9 protein-coding genes are annotated in these 12,506 nt (G+C 61.1%); 3 read left to right on the forward strand and 6 right to left on the reverse strand.

What is annotated here, in order from left to right; all coding sequences use genetic code 11:
* Position 1 precedes the first annotated feature (1 nt).
* The 3 genes from FEE99_RS19055 to gcvA form a co-directional block, all read right to left on the reverse strand.
* A complete protein-coding gene (locus tag FEE99_RS19055) occupies positions 2-763 on the reverse strand; it encodes a glucose 1-dehydrogenase (protein ID WP_041480273.1) in 762 nt (253 codons plus the stop codon).
* A gap of 29 nt (positions 764-792) precedes the next feature.
* Entirely contained in the window at positions 793-1,620 is an 828-nt protein-coding gene (locus tag FEE99_RS19060; protein ID WP_041480272.1) for a DMT family transporter, read from the reverse strand.
* A gap of 75 nt (positions 1,621-1,695) precedes the next feature.
* A complete protein-coding gene (gene gcvA, locus FEE99_RS19065; RefSeq protein WP_041480271.1) occupies positions 1,696-2,601 on the reverse strand; it encodes a transcriptional regulator GcvA in 906 nt (301 codons plus the stop codon).
* A gap of 370 nt (positions 2,602-2,971) precedes the next feature.
* On the opposite strand from gcvA, the gene mexE reads away from it, so the two are divergent.
* Genes mexE through FEE99_RS19080 form a run of 3 tightly spaced genes read left to right on the forward strand, consistent with a single transcriptional unit; the run spans position 2,972 to position 8,850 of the window.
* Positions 2,972-4,225, forward strand: a complete 1,254-nt coding sequence (gene mexE / locus FEE99_RS19070; RefSeq protein WP_039761553.1) for a multidrug efflux RND transporter periplasmic adaptor subunit MexE — start codon at positions 2,972-2,974, stop codon at positions 4,223-4,225.
* A gap of 15 nt (positions 4,226-4,240) precedes the next feature.
* Positions 4,241-7,432 (forward strand): efflux RND transporter permease subunit, encoded by a 3,192-nt coding sequence (locus tag FEE99_RS19075; protein WP_041480270.1) that lies wholly within the window; start codon positions 4,241-4,243, stop codon positions 7,430-7,432.
* The gene (locus tag FEE99_RS19080; RefSeq protein WP_039761555.1) at positions 7,429-8,850 is read left to right on the forward strand and encodes an efflux transporter outer membrane subunit; all 1,422 of its coding nucleotides are present in this window, start codon (positions 7,429-7,431) and stop codon (positions 8,848-8,850) included. Before FEE99_RS19075 ends, FEE99_RS19080 begins: the two co-directional genes overlap by 4 nt.
* 224 nt (positions 8,851-9,074) lie before the next feature.
* On the opposite strand, the gene FEE99_RS19085 is transcribed toward FEE99_RS19080, so the two are convergent.
* From FEE99_RS19085 to FEE99_RS19095, 3 genes are read right to left on the reverse strand one after another with little or no spacing between them, the layout of a single operon-like run.
* Positions 9,075-9,998, reverse strand: a complete 924-nt coding sequence (locus FEE99_RS19085) for a biotin/lipoyl-binding protein (protein ID WP_371924016.1) — start codon at positions 9,996-9,998, stop codon at positions 9,075-9,077.
* Positions 9,999-10,023: 25 nt separating this feature from the next.
* Entirely contained in the window at positions 10,024-10,224 is a 201-nt protein-coding gene (locus FEE99_RS19090; protein WP_024013080.1) for a DUF1656 domain-containing protein, read from the reverse strand.
* Positions 10,214-12,349, reverse strand: a complete 2,136-nt coding sequence (locus FEE99_RS19095) for an FUSC family protein (protein ID WP_064361167.1) — start codon at positions 12,347-12,349, stop codon at positions 10,214-10,216. The genes FEE99_RS19090 and FEE99_RS19095 overlap by 11 nt, the downstream gene beginning before the upstream one ends.
* Between the last annotated feature and the right edge of the window lie 157 nt (positions 12,350-12,506).

The raw sequence follows: 12,506 nt of genomic DNA on the forward strand, positions 1-12,506 counted from the left end.
ACTACTTGCCACCCGTCACATCCAGAAAAGTCCCGGTGACAAACGAAGCCTCCGCGCTGGCCAGCCACAAAATGGCCCGCGCCACCTCTTCCGGCTGACCGCCCCGGCCCATCGGGATCGACTCCTTCACGCGATCCACCCGCCCCGGCTCGCCGCCGCTGGCGTGCATATCGGTATAGATGTGCCCCGGGCGAATGCAGTTGACCCTGATCCCTTCCCGCGCGACTTCCTTGGCAAAGCCGATGGTGAAAGTTTCCAGCGCGCCTTTCGATGCTGCGTAGTCGACGTATTCATTCGGGCTGCCCAGGCGCGCCGAGGCAGAAGAAACGTTGATCACTGCGCCACCTGTGCCGCCGTGCCGGTAAGCCATGCGCTTCACCGCCTGCTGCGCGCACAGGATCGGCCCAAGCGCATTGACTGCGAAGATGCGCTGCATGCGTTCGAATCTCAGGTCCTCCATGCGTGACTGCTTCGCCAGCACGCCAGCGTTATTGACCAGAACGTCGATACGCCCGAATGTACGATCAATGGCCGAGAACAGCTCAGCGACCTGCTCAGGGTCAGCGCTGTCAGCACGCACCGCCAGCGCCTTTCGCCCCAACGCTTCGATATCCGCCACCACCACCAGCGCGGCGGACTCGTTGGCGACGTAGCTGATGGCGACGTCATAGCCTTGCGCGGCGGCGAGTCGGGCGGTGGCGGCGCCGACTCCGCGACTGCCGCCGGTGATCAGAATCAGCGGTGCTTGCGAAAGGTTATTCATGCGACGTTCTCCCGAGCAGTTGGGCTGTGTCAGCCGATGATGATGGCGCCGCTGGCGATCACCACGCACGCCAGCATCCTGCGGACGGTGAGCTTTTCACCGAGGAACAGATAGCCGAGCAATGCCGCGAACAGCACGCTGGTTTCGCGCAGGGCCGACACCGCGCCCAGTGGCGCTTCGTTCATCGCGTAGATAACGATTGCGTAAGCCAGTAAGGAAACCAGTCCGCCGCCCACAGCGGCGAGCATGCCGGGCCGTACGGAAAACAGACTGCGGGCGTCGCGCAGGCCGATATACACCAATGGCATCAACACACCCCACAGGGCGCTCATCCACACCGTGTACGCGAGCGGCGCACCGGACAGCCTGGCGCCAATGCCATCGACGACGCTGTAGGCGGCGATGAAACAACCGGTGCCCAGCGCATATGGCAGGCTCGGCACCGACAGGCTGCGCCCGCGGAACGCCAACGAAATGATGCCCCCGGACACCAGACCAATGCCGAGCAGTTCGCCGGGGGTTATGGTTTCGCCGGCAAACAGCGCGGCGCCGAGGGTGATCAGCGCCGGCGACGACCCACGGGAAATCGGATAGATCTGCCCTAGATCGCCGACCCGATAGCTGCGTACCAGAAACAGGTTGTAGCCGACATGCAGCAGTGCCGAGAGCAGCGCATACCCCCAGCTCTCAGGTGCAGGCGCGGCCATGAAAAAGGTGGCGATGAGGCAGACGATGGCGATGGCCACGCACATCATCGTCATCGACCAGAGCCGATCGGCGCCACCGCGCAGCAGCGCGTTCCAGCTGGCGTGCAGGAGCGCGGCGAACAGAACGAGGAGTACGAGATGGATTGGCATGCAGCATTCTAAGCATCTCTGGCATCGGCCTTACAGTGAAGTCTCCTCATTACACCGTGAGCAATTGCTCATACTTCAGCGCTGTGCGCTCTGCACCTTCAGCGCTTCACTGAGCAACCATTGACGAAATCTGAGGATGTGCGGCTGGGTCTCGATGCCTTTGGGGCAGACGAAATAATAAGCAAGCGGCGAAGTGAACGGCACATCGAACAGCCTCACCAGACGGCCATCGGCGATTTCGTTTTCGACATGGCCGCTGCGCACCAATGCAACGCCCTGGCCGAGCAACGCAGCTTCCACCGTCATGTTGGTGTCGCCAAACCTGACGCCTTCGCGCAGCGGTAAAAACTCCAGCCCGACGGACTGAAACCACACCTCCCATTTCGGCGCCAACTCGGCGCCGTCGCGAATGAGTAACGGCATCTGCAGCAACTCGGCGGGACTGCCCGGCCTGCCGACGCGCTGCAGCAGTTCGGGGCTGGCCACGGGAAACACCTGTTCGCCGAACAGGAACTCTGAATACAGGCCGGGGTAATTGCCCTTGCCCAAGCGGATTGCGACATCGGCTTCGCCATTGGCGAAGTGGATGATCTCGTCCGTGGTATCCAGCGACACCAACAGCTCCGGGTGCAGGCGCGACAGAGTCGGCAAGCGTGGTAGCAGCCACTTCAAGGCAAACGAATAAGTGGTGCTGACAGTCAGGCGAACCCTGTCCTTTTGCTCGCGCAGATCCTCCAGCGTTGCTTCAAGGCTGATGAAAAACTCGCGCACGATCGGCGCCAGCGTCGCCCCCGCTGTTGTAAGGCGTAACGCCTTGCCGCGCTCGAACAATTGCAAGCCCCAAAGTTCTTCGAGGTGCCGGAGCTGGTGACTGACGGCGCTTTGGGTCACGTGCAGTTCTTGAGCGGCAGCCGTGAACGTCGGGTGCCGGGTGGCCACTTCGAAAGCCCGCAGGGTCGCGGTCGGGGGCAGGTCGCGCATAAAAATGATCCGGGGACGGTAAATGGCAGAGCATGAGGTTACGCTCATGTTAGAGCGAAACTCCCTTGGTTGCCCGTTCCGCGATATTGGCGTATTGCTCCGGCAAGTGGGCGAGGTGCTGGTAACAGCGAAGTATTTAATCGCCGGATAATCCTCCGCGCGCAGCGTCGGGCGCAATCATTGCAGATCAAGCAACACAGAATTGCCTTCAGGCCGATTGTTAGCCCCCTAACGAAAGGTGCATGCTAGAGGGCTGCCTCGCCGCTTATATCATTCCGAATGATAGTTACCTTTGCTTCATTCGATTCGTGCCATCACACCCGCGCCGAGCATCATCCGCCCATCTTCAATACTTCGGCGGATTGCATCCATGGAACAATCACTCAAACATTTGCGCTTCCCGTTGGCCATGCTGGCCGTACTGGTGATGAGCGCCTGCGGCAAAACTCCGGAGACTGCCGGCGCCCCGCCCGCTGCCAAAGTCAGCGTAGCCAAGGTGCTGGAACAACCGGTCAACGAGTGGGACGAATTTACCGGGCGCCTCGAAGCGCCGGAAACCGTTGAAATCCGCCCACGGGTTTCGGGCCAGATCGATCAGGTCGCGTTCACCGAAGGCGCGCTGGTCAAGAAAGGCGACCTGCTGTTCCAGATCGATCCGCGTCCGTTCCAGGCCGAGGTACGCCGCCTCGAAGCTCTGGTTGCTCAAGCCCGCGCCACCGCCACTCGCAGCGAAAACGAAGCCGCTCGCGGTGAACGTCTGCGTACCAGCAACGCCATTTCCGCTGAACTGGCCGACTCGCGCACCAGCGCTGCCCAAGAGGCCCGCGCCGCCGTCGGTGCTCTGCAGGCACAATTGGACCTGGCCAAACTGAATCTGAGCTTCACCCGCGTGACCGCACCGATCAGCGGCCGCGTCAGCCGCGCCGAAATCACTGCCGGCAACCTGGTGACCGCCGACACCACCGCACTGACCAGCGTCGTCTCCACCGACAAGGTCTACGCCTATTTTGACGCCGACGAACGCGTATTCCTCAAATACACCCAACTGGCCCGCAACGGCCAGCGTGGCGCCACTACGCCGGTATACATGGGCCTGTCCAACGAAGACGGCAACCCGCACCTCGGCCAGATGAACTTCGTCGACAACCAGGTCAATCCGAAAACCGGCACCATCCGTGGTCGCGCAGTCTTCGACAACGCTGACGGCACCTATACCCCGGGCCTGTACGCACGGCTGAAACTGGTCGGCAGCGGCACCTACAACGCCATGCTGATCAATGACGAAGCCGTGGGCACTGACCTGGGCAAGAAGTTTGTGCTGGTGATGGATGGCGACAACAAGACCGCCTACCGCGCCGTCGAACTCGGTCCGAAAATCGAAGGCCTGCGCATCGTCCGCAACGGTCTGAACAAGGACGACACCATCATCGTCAAGGGCTTGCAACGAGTTCGTCCTGGCTCACCGGTCACCCCTGAGGTGATTCCGATGGCCAGCGAGCAGACCCTCGCCGCCCTCGCTCAACAACGTCAAGCGCTGGAAGCCAGCAACCTGCCCAAAGTTGCCCCTGCCAAGGGTGCATCGGGTTCGGCTGCGAAGCTGGCTGCTACGACCCCACGCGGTTAAGGGACGACAACTCCGATGAATTTTTCCCAATTCTTCATTTCCCGGCCGATCTTCGCAGCGGTGCTGTCGCTGTTGATCCTGATCGCCGGCGCGATCTCGCTGTTCCAGTTGCCGATCAGCGAATACCCGGAAGTCGTGCCGCCGACCGTGGTCGTGCGCGCCAACTTCCCGGGCGCCAACCCCAAAGTCATCGGTGAAACCGTGGCCGCTCCGCTGGAGCAGGCCATCACCGGCGTCGAGAACATGCTGTACATGTCCTCGCAGTCGACCGCCGACGGCAAGATCACCCTGACCATCACCTTCGCCCTGGGCACTGACCTGGACAACGCGCAGGTGCAGGTGCAGAACCGGGTAACCCGAACCGAGCCGAAGCTTCCCGAGGAAGTAACGCGCATCGGTATCACCGTCGACAAGGCATCGCCCGACCTGACCATGGTTGTGCACTTGACCTCACCGGACAAGCGCTACGACATGCTGTACCTGTCCAACTACGCGATCCTCAACATCAAGGATGAGCTTGCTCGCCTCGGTGGTGTCGGTGACGTGCAGTTGTTCGGTATGGGCGACTACTCGCTGCGCGTCTGGCTTGACCCGAACAAGACCGCTTCACGCAATCTGACCGCCACCGATGTGGTGACCGCGATTCGCGAGCAGAACCGTCAGGTCGCCGCCGGTCAACTGGGCGCGCCCCCTGCCCCGACCGCGCAAAGCTTCCAGCTGTCGGTCAACACTCAAGGCCGTCTGGTTTCCGAAGAAGAGTTCGAGAATATCGTCATTCGCGCTGGCGACGACGGTGAGATCACTCGCCTGAAGGACATCGCGCGCATTGAACTGGGTTCCAGCCAATACGCCTTGCGCTCGCTGCTGAACAATCAGCCGGCTGTAGCGATTCCGATCTTCCAGCGTCCCGGTTCCAACGCCATCGACATTTCCAACGAAGTGCGCGGCAAGATGGAAGAGCTGAAGAAAGGCTTTCCGCAGGGCATGGACTACAGCATCGTGTATGACCCGACGATCTTCGTCCGTGGCTCGATCGAAGCGGTGGTTCACACCCTGTTCGAAGCGCTGATCCTCGTGGTGCTGGTGGTGATTCTGTTCCTGCAGACCTGGCGCGCCTCGATCATCCCGTTGGTGGCAGTGCCGGTATCGTTGATCGGTACGTTTGCGGTCATGCACCTGTTCGGTTTCTCGCTCAACGCCTTGTCGCTGTTTGGCCTGGTACTGGCCATCGGTATCGTGGTGGATGACGCCATCGTCGTGGTGGAAAACGTCGAACGGAACATCGAACTCGGCCTGACGCCGGTCGAAGCGACCAAGCGCGCCATGCGGGAAGTGACCGGGCCGATCGTGGCCACGGCACTGGTGCTGTGTGCGGTGTTCATTCCAGCGGCGTTCATTTCCGGCCTCACCGGGCAGTTCTACAAACAGTTCGCACTGACCATCGCGATCTCGACAGTGATCTCGGCGTTCAACTCGCTGACCCTGTCGCCAGCGCTGGCTGCCGTGTTGCTGAAAAGCCACGATGCGCCGAAAGACCGCTTCTCGAAAGTGCTCGACAAGATCTTCGGCGGCTGGCTGTTCCGTCCGTTCAACCGTTTCTTCGACCGTGCCAGTCATGGCTACGTCGGCACCGTGCGCCGGGTTATCCGTAGCAGCGGCATCGCCCTGCTTGTGTATGCAGGCCTGATGGTACTGACCTTCTTCGGTTTCTCCAGCACGCCGACCGGTTTCGTACCCGGCCAGGACAAGCAATACCTGGTGGCCTTCGCGCAATTGCCGGATGCCGCGAGCCTGGATCGCACCGAAGACGTGATCAAGCGCATGTCCGACCTCGCGCTGAAACAGCCGGGCGTGGAAAGCGCCGTAGCGTTCCCGGGCCTGTCGATCAACGGTTTCACCAACAGCCCGAACGCCGGCATCGTCTTCGTGACGCTGAAACCGTTCGACGAGCGTAAAGACCCGAGCATGTCCGCCGGCGCGATTGCCGGCGCCTTGAACGGCCAGTACGCGAACATTCAGGAAGCGTACATGGCGATCTTCCCGCCACCGCCGGTACAAGGTCTGGGCACCATTGGTGGTTTCCGCCTGCAAATCGAAGACCGGGGCAACCTGGGCTACGACGAGCTGTACAAAGAAACCATGAACATCATCAACAAAAGCCACAACGTGCCGGAACTGGCCGGCCTGTTCACCAGCTATACGGTGAACGTGCCGCAGGTCGATGCCGCCATCGACCGCGAAAAAGCCAAGACCCACGGCGTGGCCGTCAGCGACATCTTCGACACCCTGCAGATCTACCTGGGTTCGCTGTATGCCAACGACTTCAACCGCTTCGGGCGCACCTATCAGGTCAACGTTCAGGCCGAACAACAGTTCCGCCTTGAATCCGATCAGATCGGCCAGCTGAAAGTACGCAACAACAAAGGCGAAATGATCCCGCTGGCGACCTTTATCAAGGTCAGCGACACCTCCGGGCCGGACCGCGTGATGCACTACAACGGCTTCATCACCGCTGAAATCAACGGTGCCGCAGCTCCGGGCTATAGCTCTGGCCAGGCGGAAAAAGCCATCGAGAAACTGCTCAAGGAAGAACTTCCGAACGGCATGACCTATGAGTGGACCGACCTGACCTACCAGCAGATTCTGTCCGGCAACACCGCGCTGTTCGTGTTCCCGCTCTGCGTACTGCTGGCGTTCCTGGTGCTCGCCGCCCAATACGAAAGCTGGAGCCTGCCACTGGCGGTGATCCTGATCGTACCGATGACCCTGCTGTCGGCCATCACCGGTGTGATCATTTCCGGCGGTGACAACAACATCTTCACCCAGATCGGCTTGATCGTACTGGTGGGACTTGCCTGTAAAAACGCGATTCTGATCGTCGAGTTCGCCAAGGATAAACAGGAAGAAGGCCTCGATCCGCTCGCTGCGGTGCTGGAAGCCTGCCGCCTGCGTCTGCGGCCGATCCTGATGACCTCCTTCGCGTTCATCATGGGTGTGGTGCCACTGGTGTTCTCCAGCGGCGCCGGTGCCGAAATGCGTCACGCCATGGGTGTCGCGGTGTTCTCCGGGATGCTCGGGGTGACCTTCTTCGGTCTGCTGCTGACGCCAGTGTTCTATGTACTGATCCGTAACTTTGTCGAACGCGGCGAGCAGCGCAAAGCAGCCAAGGCGCACACTCTTCAAAAGCCACTGGAGGCGCAACAATGAGTCTGAAAGTCTTCCTGCCGAGTCTGCTGGTGCTGGCCCTCAGCGCCTGCGCCGTCGGCCCCGACTACAAGACCCCAGCTACGGAGGCGGCCAACATCACGACCGCCACCGACGGCGCCGCCGGGCAAAAGAACTTCGACCGTTCGAAATTCGAAGGCATCTGGTGGCAGCAATTCGATGATCCGACTCTGAACCAGTTGGTGAGCCAGTCGCTGCAAGGCAACCGTGAACTGCGCGTGGCGTTCGCCCGCTGGAAAGCCGCCCGGGCGATCCGCGACGACGCCAGCAATGATGCGATGCCGACCATCACCAGCCGCGCCAGCAGCGACTTGGGCAAGGGCCAGATTCCCGGCCAGACCACCGACCGGGTCAATAGCGAGCGTTATGACCTCGGTCTGGACATGGCCTGGGAGCTCGACCTGTTCGGCCGCATCCAGCGCAATCTGGAAGCCAGTGACGCCGACCAGCAGGCCGCCGAAGCCGATCTTTACCAGTTGCAAGTCACCATGATTGCCGAACTGGTCGACGCCTACGGTCAACTGCGCGGCGCCCAGCTGCGGGAAAAGATCGCCGTGGCCAACCTGAACAACCAGCAGGAGTCGCGCAAGATCACCATCAGCCTGCGTGACGCCGGTGTCGGTGATCAGCTCGATGTCGAACGCGCCGATGCGCGTCTGGCCAACGTCGAAGCCACGGTGCCGCAGTTGCAGGCGGAACAGGTTCGGCAGAAAAACCGTATCGCTACCCTGCTCGGTGAGCGCCCGGACAAACTGACCGTCGACCTGAGCCCGAAAGATCTGCCGGCCATCGCCAAGGCGCTGCCGATCGGTGATCCGGGTGAACTGCTGCAACGTCGTCCGGACATTCTCAGCGCCGAACGGCAATTGGCTTCGGCCACTGCGCGCATCGGCGTGGCCAAGGCCGACCTGTTCCCGCGGGTCAGCCTCAGCGGCTTCCTCGGCTGGACCGCCGGACGTGGCTCGCAGATCGGTTCCTCGGCAGCCAACGCCTGGGCACTCGGCCCGAGCATCACCTGGGCTGCGTTTGACCTCGGCAGCGTCCGCGCCCGTTTGCGCGGTGCCGATGCTGACGCCGAAGGCGCGCTGGCCAACTACGAGCAACAGGTGCTGCTGGCGCTGGAAGAATCGGAAAACGCCTTCAGCGATTACGGCAAGCGTCAGCAACGTTTGATCTCGCTGATCCGTCAGAGCGAATCGAGTCGCAAGGCCGCTGATCTGGCGGAAATCCGCTACCGCGAAGGCACCACCGATTTCCTCGTCCTGCTCGACGCCCAGCGTGAGCGCCTGAACGCCGAAGACAGTCAGGCCCAGGCCGAAGTCGAGCTGTATCGCGGCATCGTCGCGATCTACAAGGCCCTCGGCGGTGGCTGGCAACCGGAGACAGTCGCCAGCAAGTAAAGGTTGTTAAAGAGCTCCTTTGGTTGGCCGCAACCAACCAAATTTTTTGCCCCGCGTATCATTCGGTCGCGGGTTTTTTTTATGCCACTGAATCACCAATCCCGTGTAGGAGCTGTCGAGTGCAACGAGGCTGCGATCCTTGATGGGAATGTAGCCGGGGACGCTCTGCGTCCCAAGATCAAAAGATCGCAGCCTCGTTGCACTCGACAGCTCCTACAGGGGGATCAGTGTTCCAGTACCGTCACGGTGGCGGTTGTACCGGCGCGCAGGCGATCCTTACCGGCAAAGTCACCATCAATCCCAATGCGCACCGGCACCCGCTGCGCCAGCTTCACCCAGGTGTAACTCGGGTTGATGTTTGCCAGCAATCGGCTGCCGGGCGCGTTTTCGCGGTCGGCGATGGCGAAGGCGATGCTTTCCACCGTGCCGCCGAAACGCTCACCGCTCATCAATTGAATGCGCACCCGATCACCCTCCGCGATTCGCGGCAGCTTGGTTTCTTCGAAATAGCCGCTGACGTAGAACGAATCGCTGTCGACCAACGCCAGCAGTGCCCCGCCCGCCTGTGCGTAATCACCTTGGCGGGTAAGCAGGTTGGTGACATAACCGCTGACCGGCGATTCGACACGGGTGCGCTGCAAATCCAGTTCAGCCTGGGTCAGCGCAGCAATTGCCAGTTGCACATTGGCTTCGGCCAAGCCGAGGTTGGCCTGATTGCGCAGCAGATCCGCTTGGGCAACCGCCACGTCGGTACTGGCCTTCTCCCATTCTTCACCTGAAATCGCGAAGCCCTGCTTCAGCGTACGTCGCCGGCGCTCCTCGCTCTGGCGTTGCTTGAGCAACGCTTCACTGGCGACGATTGCCGCTTGCGATTGCCCCAGCGAAGCCTTGGACACTTCCACCGAGCGTCGGGCATGCTCGACCGCCAGTTGATAGCGCGCCGGATCGATCTCCAGCAACAATTGACCTTTGTCGACATGCTGGTTGTCCTGCACCGCCAGTTTGACGATACGCCCCGAAACATCCGCCGACAGCGTCACCACATCCGCCCTCACCCGAGCATCCCGTGTCCACGGCGCGCGGGTGTAATACTCCCAGGCAAACCAGCCGAGGACGATCGCCAGGATCACCACTGCCACGGTCATCATTCGTGCAACTAGTGCTTTCAAGACATCAGGCTCCCATCAACAGAATCAGCGTGGCGCAGACACAGGCGTACAGCGCGCCTTCGAACAGCGCTTCATGCCAGACCAGGCGCAGTAGGCCCAGGCGGCGCAAGCACCAGTCCAGCAACATGAAAATCGGGATTGCCAGTAACAGTGCCTGGGCAATCGGCGGCAGGTAAACCCCGCCAATTTCGAAATCAATGGGCAAGTTGCGGTTCTCCTTCCAGACCTTGAGGTTGCAAATATTCGCCGTGCCGCTCGAGGAACGACACCACAATCAGCAGCGCCACACGCATGCGAAAAACCGACCATAAATGTTCATGGCTGGCGGCGTGCAACTCGTCCAGCTCATCTCCGAGTTGGTGCAACGTCGCCAGCAGCACCGGGAGCTGCACATCCGCGCGTCCGGCGACCAGGCGACCGGTCTTGCGTAACGCCGATACCAGGCGCTGGCTGAACGCATCGGTGAGTAACGCGTTGTTCTGCACCTGCTGCCTCATCTGATGCATGGCCACGCCGAGGGCTACGCAAGCCAGGCTGATTTCATACAAGCGTTGCATGGCGCGATCGTTTGCCGCTGGCAGCAGGCCGAGCATGCTGGTCAGGCGATCGGTCATCCGACTCTCGAAGGCGAATTGTTGTTCATCGGTGGCCGGCATTTTGCTCAGTTGGTACACCTGCTCCCGCGCTTCGCCGTACAGGCGCCGGATGCGCAAGGCCGGGCGGAACGGGAAGATCAGCGCATAAACGATCAAGGCCAGCATCGCTGCACTGACGTAGGCGCCGGCGAATTCGAACCATTGGATCGCCGTATTCTGCCCAGTGCCGGTGTTTTGCGGTCCGAGCATGAGAAAACTCGACAGCCCAAGGCCCATGCCGATGCCGGCGGTGGCCGGACTGGAGATGCCCACGGCAATGGCATACAGCAGCGGCGCCAGCAGCAAGGCCAGCAGCTCGAAATCACTGATCGCCGGCACCAGCATGAATTGATAGAACGCCGACACCACCAGCGCCAGACCCAAACCTCGCGCATAGCTTTGCGCAGCCATGAGCGGACGCGGAAACGTCGCCATCAGCGAGCAGAGAATCCCCACCAGAATCATTCCGCCGCGCGCGCCATCCCACGCCGTTTCGATCCAGATCAGTCCGCTGACCAACAGCGCGGTAAAGGCGCGAATGGCGTTCATCGAGGCCAGGGTGAAATCCAGATGCAACGGACTGCTCTGGCCGCGATAGAGGCAACTGGCCGGGCGCCCTTCCTGAATGGCGTCGCTCAGTTCGAGAATCTGCTCCAGTTGCTGCAGCAGGCGCGCCTGCTCCCAACGCAGCGCCCAGGCCAGTGAACGCAGGGCCGCACTCATGTTCTCGGTCTGCTGCTCGGCCTTGTACGCCAACGCTTCGAACTGTTGCTGCAAGGTGACGAAACGTTGCCGGTCCGCGCCAGACAGCGCACGACCCTGTTGCGCCAGTTGCTCAAGCAACGTCAGTTCCTCGGCCCGCAGTTGCTGCACCTCCAGCGGCAGATCGCCCTCCCAGCGTTCGATGAGCAATTCGCGCTGATGCCGTAGCGCGGTCAGTCGCGACGTCAGCAGCATCAGTTGATTGCCGAGCAGCAACACCAGATTGTCGGCATCGCGCAAACGTGGGGCATCGAAATACAAATGGCGCCGCAACCCCTCCAATGCGCTGATCTCGCCGAGCAGTTGCATCTGCCGACGCTGAAAATCGGCTTCGCTTTCTTCCGTGCGAAGCACTTCGGCGGCGTGGCTGGCGGCCAGTTTGATCACCTGATCGATTTTGGCGAAATAACCTTTGGCCACTGCTTCAGGCCGGGCTGTGAGCAGGCTCACCACGCACACGCAGGCAACGGCCAGCAGGGTTTCGGTGACGCGGGTGACCGCTAGCAAAAACGTGCCTTCCTGGTCCGGGATCGCCAGCAAGGCCACCACCACCGCCGTGTAGCCACTGAGCACGAACGCCTGGGAACTGGTGTAGCGCAACAAGGTGCCGCCCGCTGTGCACAGCGCCAGCCACAACGCCAATGTCGTGATGAACGGCAGCGGCGCCTGAGGAAAAATCGCCATGATCAGCACCGCCACCGCGGCACCCACGGTGGTGCCGACCACTTGGCCGAAACTGCGCGCCAGTGCCATCCCTGCCAATGGCTGACTGACAATCACCACAGCCATAATCGACCACTTCGGTTGTTCGAGATCGAAAATGAACGCCAGATATAGGGTCAACAGCCCGGCGGCGATGGTCCGCAGGGCAAACAGCAGAACAGCCTGACCGGGATGGATCAAAGCCTTGAAATAGGTGTACAGCGCAGACATAGGCACTCTCTTTAAAACGACTTCTGCAAGCGTAGACATTGCAGCAAAAGCCTGACGGATTTCACAGTCGACACGTGTTGTAGGACGATTCGCCGGCAACGGTTTGACTCCCGCGCCAAGCTGAACGAAGCTTGCCGCTCTGCTCAAGTTCGAAGCT

This window comes from Pseudomonas sp. ef1 (assembly GCF_007293365.2).
GTDB classification, from domain to species: domain Bacteria; phylum Pseudomonadota; class Gammaproteobacteria; order Pseudomonadales; family Pseudomonadaceae; genus Aquipseudomonas; species Aquipseudomonas siliginis.